The 18,989-nt window shown below is 69.4% G+C and carries 17 protein-coding genes; 1 reads left to right on the top strand and 16 read right to left on the bottom strand.

The window, feature by feature from the left end:
* Positions 1-22: 22 nt before the first annotated feature.
* From ABD120_RS18305 to ureA, 4 genes are read right to left on the bottom strand one after another with little or no spacing between them, the layout of a single operon-like run.
* Positions 23-1,630 carry an amidohydrolase gene (locus ABD120_RS18305; RefSeq protein ID WP_343951121.1) on the bottom strand — a complete coding sequence of 536 codons (1,608 nt, stop codon included), beginning with the start codon at positions 1,628-1,630 and terminating at the stop codon, positions 23-25.
* Positions 1,630-2,901 carry an MFS transporter gene (locus ABD120_RS18300; protein ID WP_343951120.1) on the bottom strand — a complete coding sequence of 424 codons (1,272 nt, stop codon included), beginning with the start codon at positions 2,899-2,901 and terminating at the stop codon, positions 1,630-1,632. The genes ABD120_RS18305 and ABD120_RS18300 overlap by 1 nt, the downstream gene beginning before the upstream one ends.
* Before the next feature lie 10 nt (positions 2,902-2,911).
* Positions 2,912-4,543 (bottom strand): urease subunit alpha, encoded by a 1,632-nt coding sequence (locus tag ABD120_RS18295; protein ID WP_343951119.1) that lies wholly within the window; start codon positions 4,541-4,543, stop codon positions 2,912-2,914.
* A complete protein-coding gene (gene ureA, locus ABD120_RS18290; protein WP_343951118.1) occupies positions 4,540-5,103 on the bottom strand; it encodes an urease subunit gamma in 564 nt (187 codons plus the stop codon). The genes ABD120_RS18295 and ureA overlap by 4 nt, the downstream gene beginning before the upstream one ends.
* 88 nt (positions 5,104-5,191) lie before the next feature.
* Here ureA and ABD120_RS18285 point away from each other — a divergent pair, with 88 nt between their 5' ends.
* Positions 5,192-6,409 carry an RsbRD N-terminal domain-containing protein gene (locus ABD120_RS18285; RefSeq protein ID WP_343951117.1) on the top strand — a complete coding sequence of 406 codons (1,218 nt, stop codon included), beginning with the start codon at positions 5,192-5,194 and terminating at the stop codon, positions 6,407-6,409.
* A 117-nt stretch (positions 6,410-6,526) separates the two neighbouring features.
* Here ABD120_RS18285 and ABD120_RS18280 read toward each other — a convergent pair whose 3' ends face one another.
* Genes ABD120_RS18280 through ABD120_RS18225 form a run of 12 tightly spaced genes read right to left on the bottom strand, consistent with a single transcriptional unit; the run spans position 6,527 to position 18,988 of the window.
* On the bottom strand, positions 6,527-7,531 hold the full coding sequence (locus ABD120_RS18280) for a diiron oxygenase (protein WP_343951116.1): 1,005 nt from the start codon (positions 7,529-7,531) through the stop codon (positions 6,527-6,529).
* Positions 7,531-8,310 carry a phosphodiesterase gene (locus ABD120_RS18275; protein WP_343951115.1) on the bottom strand — a complete coding sequence of 260 codons (780 nt, stop codon included), beginning with the start codon at positions 8,308-8,310 and terminating at the stop codon, positions 7,531-7,533. The genes ABD120_RS18280 and ABD120_RS18275 overlap by 1 nt, the downstream gene beginning before the upstream one ends.
* Positions 8,294-9,544, bottom strand: a complete 1,251-nt coding sequence (locus ABD120_RS18270) for an ATP-grasp domain-containing protein (RefSeq protein ID WP_343951114.1) — start codon at positions 9,542-9,544, stop codon at positions 8,294-8,296. Before ABD120_RS18270 ends, ABD120_RS18275 begins: the two co-directional genes overlap by 17 nt.
* The gene (pyrG, locus tag ABD120_RS18265; protein WP_343951113.1) at positions 9,541-11,175 is read right to left on the bottom strand and encodes a CTP synthase; all 1,635 of its coding nucleotides are present in this window, start codon (positions 11,173-11,175) and stop codon (positions 9,541-9,543) included. The genes ABD120_RS18270 and pyrG overlap by 4 nt, the downstream gene beginning before the upstream one ends.
* Entirely contained in the window at positions 11,172-12,485 is a 1,314-nt protein-coding gene (locus ABD120_RS18260; RefSeq protein WP_343951112.1) for a cation:proton antiporter, read from the bottom strand. Before ABD120_RS18260 ends, pyrG begins: the two co-directional genes overlap by 4 nt.
* Positions 12,485-13,009, bottom strand: coding sequence for a dCTP deaminase (locus tag ABD120_RS18255; RefSeq protein WP_343951111.1), 525 nt, complete (start codon positions 13,007-13,009; stop codon positions 12,485-12,487). Before ABD120_RS18255 ends, ABD120_RS18260 begins: the two co-directional genes overlap by 1 nt.
* The gene (locus tag ABD120_RS18250) at positions 13,006-14,598 is read right to left on the bottom strand and encodes an AAA family ATPase (RefSeq protein WP_343951110.1); all 1,593 of its coding nucleotides are present in this window, start codon (positions 14,596-14,598) and stop codon (positions 13,006-13,008) included. The genes ABD120_RS18255 and ABD120_RS18250 overlap by 4 nt, the downstream gene beginning before the upstream one ends.
* On the bottom strand, positions 14,595-15,017 hold the full coding sequence (locus ABD120_RS18245; RefSeq protein ID WP_343951109.1) for a type II toxin-antitoxin system RatA family toxin: 423 nt from the start codon (positions 15,015-15,017) through the stop codon (positions 14,595-14,597). The genes ABD120_RS18250 and ABD120_RS18245 overlap by 4 nt, the downstream gene beginning before the upstream one ends.
* The gene (locus ABD120_RS18240; protein WP_343951108.1) at positions 15,017-15,553 is read right to left on the bottom strand and encodes a DUF6031 family protein; all 537 of its coding nucleotides are present in this window, start codon (positions 15,551-15,553) and stop codon (positions 15,017-15,019) included. The genes ABD120_RS18245 and ABD120_RS18240 overlap by 1 nt, the downstream gene beginning before the upstream one ends.
* Positions 15,550-16,617 (bottom strand): DUF6001 family protein, encoded by a 1,068-nt coding sequence (locus tag ABD120_RS18235; RefSeq protein WP_343951107.1) that lies wholly within the window; start codon positions 16,615-16,617, stop codon positions 15,550-15,552. The genes ABD120_RS18240 and ABD120_RS18235 overlap by 4 nt, the downstream gene beginning before the upstream one ends.
* Positions 16,614-18,233, bottom strand: coding sequence for an alkaline phosphatase family protein (locus ABD120_RS18230; protein WP_343951106.1), 1,620 nt, complete (start codon positions 18,231-18,233; stop codon positions 16,614-16,616). Before ABD120_RS18230 ends, ABD120_RS18235 begins: the two co-directional genes overlap by 4 nt.
* Positions 18,230-18,988: an HAD-IIA family hydrolase gene (locus ABD120_RS18225; RefSeq protein ID WP_343951105.1), complete on the bottom strand. Its 759-nt coding sequence runs from the start codon at positions 18,986-18,988 to the stop codon at positions 18,230-18,232. The genes ABD120_RS18230 and ABD120_RS18225 overlap by 4 nt, the downstream gene beginning before the upstream one ends.
* Position 18,989 lies beyond the last annotated feature (1 nt).

The following is an 18,989-nucleotide window of genomic DNA, read 5'->3' as shown; positions in this document are numbered from 1 at the left end:
GCCGGCGGAGACCGGCAATCGATTATCCGGCGTCGTGGACCCGCACACCGCCGATCACGGTGCCGGTGACGGCGACGTCCTTGATCGCCTCGGGGCGCACGGCCAGCAGATCCTCCGACAGCAGGGTGAAGTCGGCCAGTTTGCCCGGGCTCAGCGTGCCCTTGATCTTCTCCTCGAAGACGGCGTGCGCCGAGCCGATCGTGTAGGCGCGCAGCGCCTGCGCCACGGTCAGCGCCTCGTCGGGGTTGAACGGCCTGCCGCTCGCCGTCCGCTGGTTGACCAGGTCGTGGATCCCCAGCAGCGGCGCCCCCTCGACCACCGGGCAGTCGGAGCTGCCCGGTAGTTCGATGCCCGCCGCGAGGAACGAACGCTGCCGGTAGCAGCCGCGCGCCCGCTCGGGGCCGAGCGCGGCCAGCATGCCGTCGCCGAGCTCTGAGACGAAGCGCCCCTGCGGCACCGGGATCACGCCGAGCGCCGCGAACCGCGCCACCTGGGCCTCGCCGGTGACCGCCGCGTGCTCGACGCGGTGCCGCGTATCCCGCCGGGGCCAGCGCTCCTGCGCCTCGGCATAGGCGTCGAGCACCAGGTCCACGGCACGGTCGCCGATGGCGTGCGTGGCGACCTGCCAGCCGGAGCGGTGCGCCCGCAGGATGAACTCCCGCAGCGCCCGCTCCTCGTCCTGGAAGAACCCCCTGTTGCCGGGCTCGCCCGCGTAGTCGCAGCACATGGCGGCGGTGCGGCCGATCAGCGAGCCGTCGGAGAACACCTTGACCGGGCCGATCCGCAGCCGCTCGTCGCCGAACCCGGTCGCGATGCCGAGGTCGAGGCCGAAGCCGTCGCCGTTGTCGTGCAGGTTGGGCGAGCCGGGCATGAGCGTGGCCCGCTGGAGCAGCAGGCCCCGGCGTAGCGCGTCCTGGAAGGCCGCGACGTCGAGCGGGCCGTTGCCCGCGAGGCCGACGCCGACGCCGGGCTCGGTGAAGCTGGTCAGCCCCTCGGCCGCCGCCACCCGGGAGGCCAGCCCGATGCCCTCGACGAACTCCTCGTGCGCCACCGGCCGCAGCACCCGGTGGGCCAGGTCCTGGGCCTGCTCGGTGAGCAGGCCGTCCGGCAGCCCCGCCGCGTCCCTGCCGATCGAGCCGCCGGGCACCTCGGGCAGGTCCAGCGACGGGAAGCCCATCCGCGCGAACGCGGCGGTGCTGGCCACCCCCATGTGCCCGGAGTTGTGCTGGAGCCACACCGGCCGCCCGCCCGCCGCCCGGTCGAGCGCCTCGCGGGTCGGGTGGAGGCCGCCGAGCTTGTTCTGGTCGTAGCCGGAGCCCCGCACCCAGGCGTCGGCGGGCAGTCCGGCCGCGCGTTCGGCCACCCGGGCGTACAACTCGTCGAGGGAGGAGACCCGCAGGTCCAGCTCGCGCAGGCGCTGCCCGCGCATGCTCAGGTGGTGGTGGGCGTCGTTGAAGCCGGGTACGGCGAACGCGCCGCGAAGGTCCACCACCGTGTCGGCCGTCAGGCCGTCGAGGTCGTCGTCCAGCCCCGCGATCCGGCCGCCGAACACGCCGAGCCTGGTCGCGACCGGCCGGTCCGGGTCGAGCGTGGTGAACCGGCCGTTGACGTACAGGACGTCGAGACGCATCAGACCTCCGCGGAGACGTGGTGACGGGCCGACATCCGCTGCAGCCCGATCACGCAGGCCATGGTGAGCAGGATGACGAAGACGTACTGGGCGACCACCGCCCAGATGGTGCCCGTGGCGCTCAGCAGCGCCTGCGCGATCATCGGGGTGGTGCCGCCGATCAGCGCGCCGCACAGCTGATAGGCCAGCGAGATGCCGGTGTAGCGCACTCGGGCGGGGAAGGCCTCGGCCAGGAAGCCCGCCAGCGCCGCGTACGACGAGCCGCCGAAGACGACGCTGAGCGACAGGCCGATCGCGGCCAGCGCGGGCGAGCCGGTGCCGACCATGACGAACGTGATCGGCGTGCACACCAGCAGCGCCGCGAAGGCGAGGAGCATGTAGCGGGCCGCGCCCCAGCGCTGGCCGAGGATCGCGCCGATCGGCTGCGTGACGAACTGCGCGACCGACACGATGAGCAGCACGTTCAGCATGGTGCCACGGGCGATGCCCAGATCGCTGGTCGCCCACGACAGCACGAAGGTGTTGGTGAAGTACGCCGAGGCGATGCCGACGCCGCTGGCGCCGATGCCGAGGAGCACCAGCGGCCAGGACGTGCGGAAGACCTCCGCGACGGGGAGCTTGGCCACCTCGCGCTGCTCGCGCATCTTCACGAACTCCGGCGACTCGTCCACCTTCAGCCGGATCACCAGGCCGATCACCACGAGCACGGCCGAGGCGAGGAACGGCAGCCGCCAGCCGTACGACAGGAACGCCTCCTCAGGCATGAGACTGACGGCCGCGAACGCGCCGGTCGCGAGGATCGAGCCCGCCGGTGAGCCCTGCTGGGCGAAGGCGGCGTAGAAGATCCGCTTCGGCCCGGCGTGCTCGGCCGCGATCAGCACCGCGCCGCCCCACTCGCCGCCGACGGCGATGCCCTGCACGAAGCGGAGCGTCGCCAGCAGGATCGGGGCGAGCACCCCGATCGCCGCGTACGTCGGAAGCAGCCCGACCAGCGTCGTGGCCCCGCCCATCAGCAGCAGCGTGGCCACCAGGGTGCCCTTGCGGCCGATGCGGTCGCCGAGATGCCCGAAGATCACTCCGCCGAGCGGGCGGGCCAGGAAACCCACCCAGAAGGTGGCGAAGGACGCCATGACGCCCGCGGTCGGGCTGGCCTCGGGGAAGAACAGCCGGCCGAAGACCAGGGCGGAGGCGGTGCCGTAGATGTAGAAGTCGTACCACTCGATGGAGGTTCCGACGAAGGACGCGATTCCGGCGCCACGGGGATTGCTCATGAGGGGTGTCCTAGGCGAAGTGATGGAGCTGGGCGAGGGGAAGGACGGCGGCGGGGTCCATGGCGACCTCGGCGCCGTCCACGAGGACGGGACCGGGTTCGCGTGGTACCACCACGGTGGGCGTCGCCCTGTTTCTGGACATGTCGGCGCGGGTGAGCCCGCGCGAGTCCCGGACGGCGGCATAGGACAGGCCGCGCGGTAGCGCCTCCCTGGCCTCCGCCGAATCGAGCGCCTCATGGGCGACGAAGATCCGCGACAGCCGGGCCGGCGCGTCGCCGAGCCCGCCGAAGTAGTCGCGGTACACACGCGGCTGGGTCAGCCGGGTCGAGCCGGACCCGCTGCCCGACACGCCGTGCGCGACGAAACCGGACTTCACCACCAGCTCGGGCTTGGTGCCGAACCAGGCCGGATGCCACAGCACCAGGTCGGCGAGGCGGCCCGGCTGGAGCGAGCCGACCTCGTGGGCGAGCCCGTGCGCGACGGCCGGGTTGATCGTGAGCTTGGCCAGGTAGCGCAGGATCCGCTCGTTGCCCGGCCGGGGGTCGCGCAGTTCGTGCAGGTGGGCGAGCTGCCAGGTGCGGCGCACGGTCTCGGCGACGCGGCCCATGCCCATCGAGTCGGAGTTGACGATGCTGATCGCGCCGAGGTCGTGCAGCACGTTCTCGGCCGCGATGCCGTGCGCCCGCACCCGGCTCCTGGTCACCTCGACGTCGCTGCCGATGTGGTGGTTCTGCCGGTGCACGGTCATCGTCATCGGGAACAGTTCGCCGACGGTGTTGGTCGTGTACGGGATCGTCGGCGTCGTCGAGGACGTCAGCACGTGCGCCTGCCCGACGATCTCCAGCAGGTCGGGGTGCCCGCCGCCGCCTTCCACGTGGTAGGCGTGCACGGTACGGCCCCGCGTCGCGGCGATCGTGTCGGCCAGGTAGCCGGACTCGTTCATCGAGTCCGAGTGCAGCGCCACGGGCAGGTCGGCGTGCTCGGCGACGCCGAGGCAGGTGTCGATGATGCGGGGCGTCGCACCGAAGTCCTCGTGGATCTTGAAGCCGCCCGCGCCCGCCAGCACCGCCTCCTCCAGCAGCCGCGCCGAACTCGACGAGCCCCGGGCCAGGAAGGCCACGTTCAGCGGGGTGCCGCGCCAGGCCGACATCAGCATGTGCAGGTTGCGGGCGGGGTTCACCCCCACGTCCCAGACGCCGCCGAGCCCCATACCGACGACCGTGGTCACGCCCGCCGCCAGCGCGGCCGGGGCGATCTGCGGCGAGGACAGGTGCACGTGCGAGTCCACGATGCCCGGCGTCGCGATCAGCCCCTCACCGGGGACGATCGCCGTGTGCGAGTCCACGACCGCGCCCTCGGCGGGCACGATGCGGCCGTCCTTGATGCCGATGTGCGTCTTGCGCACCCCGAGCACCGGGTCGATGAGCACCACCCCGGCCACGACCAGGTCCAGCGCCGACTCGCGGGCGCCGCGCGGGCTGGCCAGCAGCCCGTCGCGCAGCGTCTTGCCGCAGCCGCCGAGCAGTTCGTCGCCGTGGACGACGTCGTCCCGCTCGACCTCCGCCCACAGGCAGGTGTCGCCCAGCCGGATCCGGTCGCCCGCCGTGGGACCGTAGATCGCGTTGTACGTCTCGCGGTTCACGCCTCGATCACCCGCACCTCCACGCTCTCACCGGGACGGAAGGCCGTCGCCGTGCCCGCCGCGATGTCCAGCCGCAGCCCCGCCGGGTCGCGGTCGAAGACCAGCGCGCCGTTGACCTCGCCCAGCGGGAAGTGCGAGGAGACGTAGACGGTGCGCGGGCCGGAGTTCGTCACCCGCAGCGCCGTGCGCGGGCGGCCCTTGTTGATCTCGATGGGCTCGTCCGCCGTGCGCACCGCGCCGGGGCCGCCGCCCGGAGGGGGACCGATGGGCGAGTCGACGGCCACCAGCGCGGTGCCGTTCGGGAAGAGCGCCTCGACCTGCACGTGCGTGACCAGCGCCGGGACGCCTTCCATGACGTCGACGCGGGTCAGCACCCCCTTCGCGCCCGCGACCACGTCACTGAGGGCGGCGCCGTCCCAGGCCAGTTCGAGGATCTCGTCGCAGATGAGCGCGATCGCCTCCGGCGCGTTCAGCCTGCGCCCGCGTGCGCGGCGGCGGCGGGCCAGTTCGGCGAGCGTGAAGATGGTGAGCCGCTCCTGCTCACGAGGCGTCAGATGCACTGCTTCCTCCCTTCCGCACACCGTATGGCCAGGTCAGAGAGTCGGCCAACGGTGATAGGGCGCGTAAATCCCCCGATAGGTTGTGCATATGACCAATGACGTCGTCTCGCAGGTGGCCACCCGGTGCCTCGCGGGCTACGAGCGGCTCATCGAGCCGTGGCTCGCCGAGGTGATGACGATCGAGCCGTACGCCGGCGGGCTCGTCGGCCGCGACGAGGTCCGCGCGGGCGCGCGGGCCGGGTTCGCGCTCATCCTGCGCACCCTGGCCGACGGGCGCCCGCCCGCCGAACTCGCCCCGCACTCGGAGGCCATGGGGGAGCGGCGGGCAGGGCAGGGCATGCCCCTGGAATCGCTGCTGGCCGCCGCCCGCCTCGACGCCAAGGCGCTGTGGCACGGCCTGCTCGCCCACGCCAGGCCCGAGGACCTGCCGATGCTGACCCAGTCGGCGCCGCTGGTGTGGGAGGCGGTCGAACTGCACAACGCCGGGCTCATGACCGGCTACCAGCGGGCCGTCCTGGAGATGGGCCGCCAGCGCGAGGACCAGCGCCGCACCTGGTTCGCCCGCCTCGTGGACAACGACGGCCGCAACCCGGACGTGGTCAGGGACGCGGGCCGGGTCCTCGGCTTCGACGTCGCCGCCCCCTTCGTGGCCGCCGTCGCCGACACCACCGGACCGTCGGCAGGCGTCTCGGACCCGGCCCCCGACCTCGGCGGCGACGACCTGGAGAGCGCGGCGCGCGGCGCCACCCTGCGCGCCGCCGTGCGCACGCTCACCGCGCGCGGACTACGCCTGCACCTGCACGACTCACCGGCGGGGGAGATCCTGATCGCCCAGCTCCCCTTCCGGCCGGGCGAGGCCGCGCAGCCGGTCCTCGACGCGCTCGCCGGGATCCCGTGCGGCCTCTCACCGAGCGTGAGCGGCCTGGCCCGGGTGCCCCACGCGGTACGGCTGGCGACCGCCGCCGCCCGCGCCGCCGCCTCCGGCGGTGGACCGCTGCGGCTGGAGGACGGCTGGCTGGAGGTCTTCACCGCGCACAGCCCGGAACTGGCCGCCGAACTGGCCGCCCGCGTCCTCGGCCCCCTCTATGCCGCGGGCGCCGTGGAACGCGAGCGTCTGCTGGAGACCGTACGGGTGCACCTGGACGGAGACGGCGCCATCGCCGCCACGGCCGCCGCCCTGTACTGCCACCGCAACACGATCCAGCACCGCTTCGCCCGCTTCAGGGAACTGACCGGCCGCGACGTACGCGTGCCCTCGGACGCGGCGGTGGTGGCCCTGGCTCTGAAGGCGGCGGCGGCGCTCTAGCCTCGGGCTCTCGCGGTGAATCTCGCGCGGGTCGATCATCTTGCTCCGCGCCGATCTCCGTCCGCCGGTCAGCCTCCTGAATCGCGGAGATATCCGGCTCGCGAGAGCCCTGCGGGGTTACCGATGGGTCTGGACGACCGACCAATCGAAGTCGATCTCCTCAAGGACGCCCATCTCCGAGAACAGCGAGTGAATCCCGCTGAAGTCGCTGAACAGGCGGCTGCGGCCGGGGCTCTTGCAGTCCTCCAGCATGCTGCGACCCTCCGCTATGCCCACCAGGTCCATGATGCGCTCCCACGTGCCGTAGTCGGCGGTCGTGTAGGCGGTCAGGGCCTCGAAGGACGAGCGGGTGAAGAATCGCTGCTGCGCCGGGTCGAGGCTCGGATAGACCTTCTTGGCCAACTCGGCCGCGATCGCCGAGTGGCAGTATTCATCACGGGCGTGCAGCCGTGCGGTGGCACTGTGCACGGGCTGGATGTCGGGGTCGTCGGCGATCGTGTCGAGGTACGGGCCGATGCCGATCTCGGCGATGGTCGCGAAGGCAAGGGTCGTCAGGCTGCGCTGCCAGCGCTCGACAGACCCTTCCCACAACTCCTGGTGGCGCCGCGAGTGCAGCGGCAGCGGCAGCGCGTTGTCCGGGTACGGCTTGCCACGCAGCTTCCGCGTGACGGCACTCGCGTTCATGTGCATGAGCGTGTGGTACTGCTCGTCGACCATCGCCTGGGTGAGGCACGTCTCCAACTCGTCACCGGACAGGGCGGGGAACTCCCCGCTGATGACCAACCCGAAGGCCGGGTTGGCGATCGCCTCCTCTGTCACGACCGTCTTCCGGTTGAAGGCGATGATCGCCCAGGCGAGCACCTCGCTGCGCTGAGCCGGGTCGAGGGCGAGCCAGGTCGGATGGTCGCGGAACGGAAGGACGCTCTCCGGATAGTCAGGGCGGTTCAGCTCGTACAGGTCCTCCAAACGGAGTTCGTCACGCTTGACACTCGCACGGCGGTGCCAGTTTCCGGCGAGCCGCCGGATCACTGCGCTCTCGGTGGCATCGACAACGCCGTCGTTGATCGCCGCCAGATCTTCGAAGAGCGCTTCGTCGTACCCGTCGCGCTTGATGACGCCCATCAGAATCGCTCCATCTTGTAATCAGGGCATGGTTGGAAGTAGGTGAACAGGCGGTCGTCGCGGAATTCGTGCAAGACCACCAACGGCTCGGTGACCCCGTGATCGGGATCCGCTCGGTCCAGCGGGAGTTTCCAGGCATAGGCCGTGCTGGGCGCCATGATCAACGGGATCCCGGCGAACTCGGTACGCACGGCCGTGTGGACATGGCCACACAGGATCCCGATCACCTGGGGGTGGTCGGCCAGCACGTCGGCGAGTGCCTGAGAATCGGCGAGCCGGGAGCCGTCCAGGTTGGGGACGCCGAGCGCGAGCGGAGGCTGGTGGAAGGCGACCACGGTCGGCCCCCCGGATCCGTGCAACGCCTCCGCGAGCCATTCGAGCGTTACCGCTCCGAGCTCGCCCTTCGAACTGCCCGGCACGACGGCGTCGCAGAGAAGCACGGTGAGCTCGCCGACCCTGACCACCTGGTTGACCGGACCGCCCCCTGGCTGGTTCAGCAGCATCCGGCGGATCAGGACTCGGTCATCGTGGTTGCCGGGGCAGACGAAGACCGGCAGCACCCCCGACAGCGGATCCAGTACCTTCGCGAGCGCCTCGTATTCGCGGTCGAGCCCGTCCTCGGTCAGGTCACCGGTGATGACCACCCCCGCCAGGTGCTCCGCCCGCCGCCGCAGATACTCCACCACCCGGGACGCTCGGGCACCATTGCGCCCGTCCGCGTCTATGTGCAGGTCGCTGATGTGGGCGATGCGAGTGACCCGCTCAGTTGACGACTTCATAGAAGCCTTCCCCGTCGAGGTAACGGGCCGTGTGATAGTCCCGCTGGACGACCCCCGGCACGTCGTGGACCAGATGGACCAGCATGGGGTAGGTCATGTCGTTGATCGAGCGATGCAGCCTGTCCCCTGCCTGGGTCCGGATCAGGGCCTCGTCGAAGCTCTCCAGGGCTTCCAACTCGGCCATCTGCGGGTATGCGGCCAGCACACCCGACTTCGGGGAGATCATGTTGATACAGGTGGCGTGGCGCGAGATCTCGTAGTCGCGAATCGCCCTCTCTCTGAAGCGGTCCTGGTCGACGTATGCGTCAACGGTCCACTCCAGTTGCGACTCACCGATCGCCTTGCCCGTGAGCACGGGCAGGTCGGAGCCGCAGATCCGGATGCCGGTCTCGATCAGCCGCGGACCGTCCGGGGTGAGCTTCAACTCTGTGTGCGCGCCGCCGTTGCGCACCCCCAGAGCGTTCAGGACCTCGGCGGCGTATGCGGCGAGCGAGTCCTGCTCCGGACCCCTTCGGGGCATCAGTACGGACCCGCCGAGCAGATCCTTGACTCCGTTGATGTCGAGGTGCTGGGTCTCCCAGATATCGCAGATGTAGTGGATCCCGTCCATGCTGACCGAGTTGACGTAGTACTCGGTGCCGCGCAGGTACTCCTGGGCCACGACCCCGTCGTTCACCTGGGTGAAGGCGCTGTACGAACCGGCGAGTGACCGGAAGGCCGCGACCACCTCGTCGGCGGAGTCGCAGAAGGAGACCCCGTCGTTGAGCGCGCTGCGCAGCGGCTTGATCACTACTCTGCCGCCGACCTTCTCGTACCAGTGGAGCAACGTCTGCTCGTCGGTCGCCCGCACCTGCTCGGCGGCCGCGACGCCCGCCGCCTTCACCGTCTCGACCATCTGGTACTTGTCCCGGCGGGCGGAGCTGAGGGCGGCTCCGTTGGTGCGAAGCCCCAGCCGGTCACTGAGCTGGTCCGCGAGCTCGACGCCGCTCTCCGCCCCGGCGATGACAGCGTGCGGGCCGTGCGCGGCGACCTGTCGGAGGGTCTCCTCCAGGTCTTCGTGGTGCACGATGTGCTCGTAGAAGTCATCTGGCCGGTAGCGGGAGGCGAAGATCGCGGGTGGTTCCGGCGTGCTTTGAACATGCAGGGTTCTGAAATCCCGCTGGTGGAAGAGGGGGGCCAGGAAACGGGCGGTCGAGTACGCGTCGACGATCGCGACGACCGGCTGTGGGGTCACAGGTTCCTCCTGTTCAGCGCCGCTCCGATGAGCCCGGAGAACAGCGGATGCGGCCGGGTGGGGCGGGAACGAAACTCCGGGTGTGCCTGGGTGGCGACGAGGAACGGGTGGATCGCGCGGGAATACTCGACGAACTCGACCAGGTCCCCGTCGGGGGAGGTGCCGGAAAACACCAGGCCGGCACGCTGGGCCAGTTCCTCGCGATATTGATTGGTCACCTCGTACCTGTGCCGATGGCGTTCGCGGACGACGGTGGTCCCATACAGTTCGTGGACCAACGTGCCCTCTGCCAGCACCGCCACGTAACCCCCGAGCCGCATGGAACCGCCCAGGTCGGCCTCGCCGGAGACCGCGGCGACCTGATCGGCCATCGTGGAGATCACCGGGTACGGGGTGTCAGGACGGAACTCGGTGGAGTCCGCGTCAGGCATTCCTGCCAGCGATCTGGCCGCCTCGATCACGACGCATTGCAGGCCGAGGCAGAGACCCAGCATCGGAACCTGCTGCTCGCGGGCATATGTCACGGCCGCGATCTTCCCGGCGACGCCCCGGTCACCGAATCCGCCGGGTATGACGATCGCATCCGCATCGTGCAGCACGGTTTTGGGGCTGGGCAGGCAGGACTCCGCGTCCACCCAGTGGAGGCGGACTCGGGCCTGGTGTGCGAAGCCGCCGGCCCGCAGCGCCTCGGCGACCGAGAGATAGGCGTCCGGCAGCTCGACGTACTTGCCGACCACGGCGACGGTGACCTCGTGGAGCGGGTGGTGGACCCGCCCGACCAGATCATCCCATCGGGTCCAGTCGATCTCGCCCGTGACCAGGCCCAGCTTGCCGATGACGACACCGTCCAGTCCCTCGGCGTGCAGCGCACCGGGGATGTCGTAGATGGAGGCGGCGTCGATGGCGGCGACCACCGCATCTGTCTCCACGTCGCAGGCTGCGGCGATCTTCTGCTTGAGCTTGTCGGGGATGGTGCGATCGGCCCTCAGTACCAACGCGTCCGGCCGGATGCCCAGGCTGCGCAGGGCCGCTACCGAGTGCTGGGTCGGTTTGGTCTTCAGTTCCTGGGACGCGCCCAGAAAGGGGACAAGCGAGACATGGAGGTGGAAGACGTTCCCTGAACCTGCCTCGTGCCGCAATTGCCGGATCGCCTCCAGGAAAGGGAGCGACTCGATGTCACCGACGGTACCGCCGACCTCGGTGATGACGACGTCGACGTCGTGCGCCGCCCGCCGGATGTTCGCCTTGATCTCGTCGGTGATATGAGGGATGACCTGGACGGTCTCCCCCAGGTAGCCGCCACGTCTCTCTCGTGCGAGTACCTCCGAATAGATCTTTCCCGTGGTGATGGAGGCGACCGCGCCGAGGTCGACATCGAGGAACCGTTCATAGTGGCCGATGTCCAGGTCCGCCTCGGCGCCGTCCTCGGTGACGAAGACCTCGCCGTGCTGCAGCGGGTTCATGGTGCCTGGGTCGACGTTGAGGTAGGGGTCGAGCTTCTGCATGGTGACCCGCACCCCTCTGGCGGCCAACAACGTCCCAAGGCTCGCGCCGGTGAGCCCCTTGCCCAGGGAGGAGACGACCCCGCCTGTGACGAAGATGTACTTCACGCTCTCTACCTCGCAGGTCACGATGCGGATGACACCTGGGCAGGGTCGGACTCTGCGGCCTTGGGCATGAGCTGCCCCCGAGCCAGCGCCCGCTCAAGCCAGGAACCGGCGAGAAGCGAGGTGGCGATCGCGGTGAGTACCAGGGTGGTGAACAACTGCTGGCTGACGATCCCCGCGTCGAAGGCGAGTGTCGCCATGACGATCCCCGGGCCGCCGCGCGCGTTCATCGCGACCGCCAGGTTGATCGCGTTCTGTGCGGGGCTGCCGGCCAGTCGCGCCCCGATGAAGACCCCGAGGATCTTCAGTGCGCAGGCGAGCAGGATGAACCCGATGGTGAACCACAAGGCGAACCCGTGTACCAGATCGAGCTTGAGGCCGACTGTCGCGAAGTAGATGGGAATGAAGAACCCGGAGGCGAAGGAGCGGATCGCCGTCATGGATTCCGATCCTGTGCGGGGCAGGTTCGTCAGCAGTCCGACCGCGAACGCACCGAACATCGGCGCCAGCCCGAGCAGGACACATGAGGCGGCCACGCCCAGCGTGAGCACGACCCGGATCGCCACCTGGTCGGCGGCGTGGTCGGACACGAGCCGGAGAGTCGGCCGACGTACCTTGCTGACCCCGTACACCAGCAGCAGGAATCCGATCGAGGCGAGCGTGTGGTAAACGATCAACTGGGTGGTGGAGGAAAGGTGTAAGACCGTGGACAGACCGAATGCGTCCTGCTTCGCATGACTCACCATGCCGAGCGCGATGGCGAGCAGGACATTCAGCGCGATGTCCTCCAGCACCGCGACCGACAGCACAACTCGGGCGAACACCGTTTGCATGATGCCCAGATCGAGCATGATCCGGGCGATCACGGGAATGCTGGTGACCGCGAGTGAGCTCATCAGCACCAGCCCCAGGGCGGTGCTGTCGTTCGCCGGGCCGATGAGTGCGGAGCCGTCCAGGGACCACGTGAACAGCACGCCCCCGGCCAGTGGTACCACCATCCCGGCCACTGCGATCAGGCCGACCGTTCGGCCGTCGCGGCGAGAGAACACCGTCCTCATCTCCGCACCGGCGAGGAACATCAGCAGCAGCATGCCGATCTGGCTGACCAGGCCGATCCCGCCGCCGACCGCTCCGGTCCGGGGAAACAGCCACTCCTGTGCCTCAGGAGCGAACAGGCCGAAGAGCGTCGGCCCAAGCAGGAGACCGCCGAGGATCTCCCCGATCACCGGGGGGTGGCGGAACCGTTTGAACATCCGCGCGAACAGGTTGGCCGAGGCCAGCAGGATCGCCAACGCCGCCAGGATGCCGAACAGGTCACCGTCGGTGATGCTCACTACGGTCTCCGGATATCGAGGCTGAACCGGGACGCCACAGCCGAGGAAGATCCGGTGTACTTGCCGTCGTAGCCGGTCGCCGAACCCTGCATCGCCCAGAAGGCGAGCTTTCCGATGATCATTCCGGGGTAGACCCGGACGGGATGGGCAACCTTGATCTCAAGCGTCCAGGGGAAGACCGCGCCGCTGTGTCCCAGCGGCGCCGAGTACTGGATCCAGATGCCGAGAGTCGAGGCCGATCTGCAGGCGTAGAGTGTGGCCGCGTGGTGGGGGCTGCCCATCGCCTCCATCGTGCTACCGAGGTAGAGCCGGCCGGGTTCGAGAACCATCCCGTCCGAGGCCATGACGGTGTGCACCGCCTCCGGCGGTTCGTAGCAGTCGATGACCTCCTTCTCATAGGTCAGGATGTCCTCCGCCAGCCGGAAGCCGTAGCTGTTGGGTTCAAGCCTTTCGGCGTCGAAGTCATCGATGTGGATCCGGCCGACCTCGACCTCGGCCAGGATCTGCGCCCCGGTGAGGATCACAGCCAGCCCTCCAGGAGGTCGCGCACGGCGGCACGATGCCCGTCCAGATCGCCGCTGTTGTCCAGCTCCAGGTCCGCCTCGATCTCCTCCAGCCGCCGGGTCGAGCGATCGGCGCGTGTCGGGTCCCGCCGTTCGGCCAGTCGCTTCTGCCGCAGGTCCTCGTCGCAGCGGACCCTCACCACCCGAAAGCCCAGGGCACGTAGGGCGACGGCGTCCACCTGCGGGTCGCGCAGGTCGTCATTGACGATCACGTCCGCGTCGACGGTATTCAGCCTGACCGTGAAGTCATCGACGAGAGCGCGCGGGTTGATCCGGCGTAGGTTGTCGGCCAGGTCCTCCATCAGGACCTGGTCCTGCGCTCCGGCGCCCACTGCCCGTCCCGCAGCCACGTACACCGAGTCCTGCAGGTCGTACAAGGGTTTCGCCAGTTTGACCCTGGCGTGGCTGAGACCTGCGGCGGTCGCTGCCTCCTCCAGCAAGGACGCGGTCGTCGACTTCCCGCTGCCCGCCAGGCCGATCACGGCGACCCGAAGGACTCCGCCACGCAGTACCCGGTCAGGGTCCACATCGAGGGTGCCACGCAGTCGGACCATCGCCACCGACGGAAGAACCTCACGGAGGTCGGCGAGTGATCGATAGAACGCGGAGTAGTCCGGTACCAGGTGGGACTGCCAGGTGAAGAACGTGGTGTCCACCTGACGGTCGACGATCTTGTTGAGGTGGGCCCAGCGCTCGGCCTCTGACCGCAGCTGCCAGGTGGTGAGCGGCTCGCCGGGGCGCACCTCGGGCAACAGGATCGCTGCGAGCCGCCGCGGCTGTGCCGAGAACTCAACCCCCAGCCAGCTCTCGAAGAGGTCCGGATCGATGAGCAGTTTGTCGGTCGCGGCCCGCTCGTCGATTCCGGGGTCCACCTGTTCGCGAACCAGCCGTTCCAGCCGGGCGTCGGCTCGGATGGTGCCGACACCGACGTACGGGTAGTCGCGCCACGGGTAGACCTCGATCGTCTCGCCGACGCGGCGGCAGAACACCTTGTCACCGGTGAAGTACGACCAGCCGGGACGGCGCAGCGCCGACAGCATGGTCGTCGTCTTGCCCGCGCCCTTCGCCCCGGCAATGATCAGGGCTTCACCGCCTCGGACCAGCCCGGAGGCATGCAGAACCACGGTGCCGAGGTCCTCTTCGTTCCGGATGATCAGATCACGCACGAAGTCGATGACCTGGATGGCGGAGCCCGCAGTGATCCGCAGCCGGAACAGCCCGTCCGACCGGGCGTCCTTCGGGACGTCCACCACAGTGGTGCGGTTGACGTAGCGGCGGCGCTCGCCCTCCTCCACCACATGGGCGTCGAAGTTGAACTCCGCCGCGCTGCTGCGGCGGATCACAGACTGCTCGGTGTCCCAGATCCGCTGGTCGACGTCAGCTTCGGGTTCGTACGCATCCACCTTGATCGTGAACGTGGCGGACCGGTCCGAGAGCGGCACCAGCAGATGCCGGAAGAAGCGGCGGATCGGCTCGAAGGCGGGTTCGGCGTCGGGTGAGATCTCGAACCGGATCACGGTGTTCAGGAAGTCGAGGTCAACCATGGTCATGGGGTTTCCTTGGCAGGGGCGAGGGCGGACAGCAGGAGGTCTGCGTGAGCGCGGAGCGACTGCGCCCAGATGGGGTCCAGCAGCGGGGCCAGCCCGTCGATCCCGAGGTGAAAGGCGATGCTCAGTCCGACCAAGGTGCCGGTGCAGTCCGGGGCGAACGTCCAGGTCACGGCCAACGAGTCGAAGTCGCCCTGGGTCTGTGCGAAGACCAGCCGTTGGTCTGAGCCAGTGGCCTCCCGCTGAGTCCAGCCCACCCGGCTTCCGTTGAGCAGGACGCTCCAACGGGTGCTCCCGTCCGATTGCGGCTCGACTTCGAGCACATGAGGCGCGAGCGTCGGCAGGCCGGTGCCCTCCCGTACGATCTGGCGGAGTTCGGCCGCCGGCGCGGGAACGAAGGCCGTAGCGGAAATCTCAGGCATCAAGCCTCCTTCATGAACGGAGTGAGGAAGCCGATGTCAAGACCGGCCGCACGGGAGAGCGCAGCCCAAGAACGCAGGGTCACCAGCATGTCGCGCTGTCCCTGCGCGATCAGCCGGTCGGGCAGCTCGCCGGGGAAGGCCTCAAGCAGCCGCTCCCAGAACACGAAGATCTCGTCATGGGAGCCGGGGCCGCCGAACTCCTCCGCCAGGGCGAAGATCTCGATGAGGTCGGTCCCGGTGGCTTGCGCGACCTCCTGCAGCCCGTATTCCAAGCCGAGCGCGAGGCAGTGCGCGTCGGCCACGGGGATTCGTCCTGCGAGCCGGTTGTCCACGTCGACGAGTTGCTCCAGCAGTCGCAGCTTGACGGCACTCTGCATCTGCGGCTGATCGATCCCGCCCTCGAGGTCCTCGATGTAGGAGCGGCCCTCGGCCAGCATCAGCCAGGCGGCCTGGATCCAGGCCTCTACCGCTCCCGCGACGGGTCGTGCATGCCCAGCCCTGACCTGGGGGAAAACCGGGATGTCCGCTGCGTTCACGCGCTCGTTCCTCCGGTGTAGTCGATCCGCTGGGCCAAGGCGCCACCCCGTAGGGCGCGCAGCAGCACTCCGGCTTCGCGTCCGGGGACGTCCCCCAACTCGGTGAGGGCGTACGGTCCGGCCGGAGCCTGGCCGGAAGCAGGCATGGCACCGTCCGACGTCAGCAGCAGCTCCGCGCCGGGCAGGAAGGCATGCCGGTCCGCGCGATCGGCCGGGTCGAAGGCGACACTGACCGAACGGGTCTGCGCGGTGAGGGCTGCCGCCTCCCTCACCAAGACGAGGTAGTCGGCGGCGATCCGGGCATCGGGCCGGGTCAGAGTGGAGGCCACTGCCACCCGCAGCCGCTCCACCTCCGCACCGAGCGCGGCGAACGAGGCATTCGCCCAGCCCTGCTCCGCGACGAGCCGGGTCCACCTGAGCAGGTACCACTTCCGGGTGGTGTAGACGTCGCCGTGGTGGGAGAGGATCGCGTCCATCAGGAACAGGAGCGTGTTGATCGCATAGCCGACCCGGCCGCGCAGCTCGCCGACGGCTTCGGCCAGGGCGAGATGGACCGCCTGCTCGATCGAGCTCTGCAGTGCCGCCCGGCTCCATACGGTCGCCAGCGCCGGCAGCGCGGCGACATGGGGCATCTGCCCATCGAGAGTCACGCCGTTGATGATGCGCTCGGTCTGTTTGCGCCGAGGTTCCCGATGCTTGTCCCAGCTCCGGAAGCCCTTGACGATCTCTTCTGGGCGACGAATGGCCAGGTCTGCGAGGTTCTTGAGGTTGGCGGCCAGCTCCGCGGCGGAGAATGAGACGACCTCCAGATGTTCACCCCACTCGAAGATCTTGGTGGAGATCCGGGCACCTTCCAGGGGTTCGTCCTGGATTCGGATGAAGTCCAGGTCGCTGGTCGCATTGGCGAGACCGTGCACCGGCGAGCTGGTGAGCAGGAGCTGTCCGGGGCCGACCCGCTCGGTCATGAGCGCGCCGAGCGCCGCCGGATCCAGCTGCCTGCTCCGCAGGAAGGTTGTGACGTTGGCGTGCCTCTGCTCGGCCAGCCGCGTCGTGGAGAGATTCATGAGTCGACTTTCTGGAGGGAGCTGAGAAATCGCCGCCGCACCAGCTGGGCCGCGAACGTGTTGTCGACTTCGCCCAGGTGACAGCGGGCCTCGATGCCGGGGCCGGCAACCGCGAAGGTGGCCAGTAGCCGGTCATCGCCGGTGTTGACCACGTGGGCGCCCGGCTTTTTCGCCGGCCGTACCACAGGACCGGCCCCGGCCGGCGCGGCGGTCGGCTGGTAGTCGTGGTGCAACTCGACGAACACGACCGAAGGAACGGCTCCGTCCGGCAGCGGCACGCCATCCCGGTCCAGGAACCGGGCGACGACCGGCCGACCGGAGTCGGGGTCGATCACCTCCCGGAGTACGGCCATCGCCCGGGCCATGGCAGGTCCGGCCTCTTGCGGTGGGACGACCCCGTGAGGGCGGTCCAGGGTGTTGACGCAGAGCGAGCCGTTGTTGGCGGGGTGGTAGACCACGCTGGACCGGGCCGGGTCCAGGGCACCCGCCGTGTCCCACACGGCCAGTCCCGCCTCGATCAGGGGCTCGTTGAGGTGGACCAGTTTCGCGCACCCCACGATGCCGTGGTCGGCGGTCAGGATCACGGTGTCGTTCTGGCCGGCTCGGTCCAGTACCCGCCCGAGGAACTGATCGGCCCAGCCGTAGACCCGGCGCACGAGCTCCCACAGGACAGGGGCGCTTTCGGGGCGGAACACCCCGCTGCGCTCGTCGCACCAGCCGATGAACTCGTGCCCGACATCGTCGGTGATCGGAAGATAGAGAACGACGAGATCGGCTTCATGGCCGGCCAGCGTCCGCTCTGCCGCGCCGATGAACGCCCGCGCCGCGCACTGGACCGCAGAGAGAAAGACCTCCTCCGCGGCTCCATCGCCCCCTTCGACCAGACGGGGACCGAACGCCCCAGTCCGGTAGGAGGGACCGAGACTCTCCCCGGCGAAGACCGGAGCGGTGCGCATCGCCTCGACCAGAGCCGGGTCCGCTCCCGCGAAACGGGCGTGGTAGAGGCCGGTATGGGCGAACAACCGATCGCCGCCCGGCTGCTCCAGACAACGAATCCAGGTGCCGAGACCGTCCGAGAACCGGCGCTCGACCCAACCCTCGGCCGGATGCACCGGTCGGCCGTCGAACAGCAGTCCGCCCGGTACGGCTTCGATCGTGTGCCCCTGCCATCGCACCTTTGCTCCGGCGGGCACCCGCAGATGGCCAGGGCGGGCGATTCGCCTGCTGAAGGCCTCGACAGCGGCGTCGACCCAAGGTGCCACGGCACTGTCAGCGTCGAACACCCATGGGACGTGCACGAAGGCAGCCCGCAGGCCGAGCTCCGCCCAGACCGGCGGCACCAGCGGGAATTCGGGCCCGAAACCCGAGCTCATCCCGGTGACCGGCCCGTCCCGGTCCGGAACGGGAAAGCCGGTCACACCGTGCCGCTCCGTCCCTGTCCCCGTGAAGAGAGTCGCGAGGGAGGGTGGGGTCTGACAGTTGGGGCGCGGTGGCCTCGCAGCGGCGAAGCTCCCCGTCGCCCGCAGCCTCCGTACCGCCGGCAGCGACCCCTCGGCCGCCAGCCGGTCGACGATCCAGGCCGCTGCGGCATCCCAGACCACCCAGTAGACCGTCATCGCGGCCCGGCCAACAGATCGGGCAGGTCCACGATCGAGTCGATGGTGTACGAGGCATCGCCGGTCAACCCTTCGGCCTGTTGATCGGCGAACTTCCCCGTCCGTACCTGGACTGTGACAGCCCCGGCGGCGTGGCCTCCGGCGATGTCGGTGGTGGCGTCGTCTCCGACGACGAAGCAGCCGGAGACCGGACTCCCGGCCGAATCGGCGGCCAGAGTGAAGAAATCGGCCGACGGCTTGCCGACGACGACGGCCCGGCAGCCTGCGGCGTACTCCAGCGCGGCGACGATCGCCCCGGTGTCGAGGTGATCGCCGTCTGCGCGCTTGAAGTAGCGGCCGCGCTGCAGCGCCACCAACTGCGCTCCCGCGCGGAGCGCGCGGAACGCTCCGTCGAGAAGGCTGTAGTCCAGGGTGTCGCGGCAGTCCCCCACCAGCACATGCGTGAAGGGAGCGCCGGCCACGGCTGTGAACTCGGCGCGCAGAGCCTCGGCGACGACTGGATAGGCGTTCCCTCCAGCCGCATTGAGCAGCCGTTGAGCCGCGACGACCGGTGTGAACAGCTCCTCCTGCCGGATCTTCAGCCCGAAGCCCTCCAGGTCTGCGGCGACTCGGGCCAGAGGTTTGGAGTCGGTGTTGGTCAGGAAGCGCAGTACGTGGCCTTGCTCACGCAGCGCGGCGACCGCTGCCGTCGCGCCCGGGATGGGCTCACCCGCGGCGTAGAGCGTTCCTTCCAGGTCGAGCAGGATCGTGCTCACC

Source organism: Nonomuraea longicatena (assembly GCF_039525605.1).
In the GTDB taxonomy this organism is placed as follows: domain Bacteria; phylum Actinomycetota; class Actinomycetes; order Streptosporangiales; family Streptosporangiaceae; genus Nonomuraea; species Nonomuraea longicatena.
Note: the sequence above shows the minus strand (reverse complement) of the source record. Positions and strands in the feature narration are given on the sequence as shown.

What these genes read in the sequence shown, in the direction of transcription:
- ABD120_RS18305 (WP_343951121.1), bottom strand. Translation starts at nt 1,630, where the DNA reads ATGCGTCTCGACGTCCTGTACGTCAACGGCCGGTTCACCACGCTCGAC.
- ABD120_RS18300 (WP_343951120.1), bottom strand. Translation starts at nt 2,901, where the DNA reads ATGAGCAATCCCCGTGGCGCCGGAATCGCGTCCTTCGTCGGAACCTCC.
- ABD120_RS18285 (WP_343951117.1), top strand. Translation starts at nt 5,192, where the DNA reads ATGACCAATGACGTCGTCTCGCAGGTGGCCACCCGGTGCCTCGCGGGC.
- ABD120_RS18280 (WP_343951116.1), bottom strand. Translation starts at nt 7,531, where the DNA reads ATGGGCGTCATCAAGCGCGACGGGTACGACGAAGCGCTCTTCGAAGAT.
- ABD120_RS18275 (WP_343951115.1), bottom strand. Translation starts at nt 8,310, where the DNA reads ATGAAGTCGTCAACTGAGCGGGTCACTCGCATCGCCCACATCAGCGAC.
- ABD120_RS18250 (WP_343951110.1), bottom strand. Translation starts at nt 14,598, where the DNA reads ATGACCATGGTTGACCTCGACTTCCTGAACACCGTGATCCGGTTCGAG.
- ABD120_RS18245 (WP_343951109.1), bottom strand. Translation starts at nt 15,017, where the DNA reads ATGCCTGAGATTTCCGCTACGGCCTTCGTTCCCGCGCCGGCGGCCGAA.
- ABD120_RS18235 (WP_343951107.1), bottom strand. Translation starts at nt 16,617, where the DNA reads ATGAATCTCTCCACGACGCGGCTGGCCGAGCAGAGGCACGCCAACGTC.
- ABD120_RS18230 (WP_343951106.1), bottom strand. Translation starts at nt 18,233, where the DNA reads ATGACGGTCTACTGGGTGGTCTGGGATGCCGCAGCGGCCTGGATCGTC.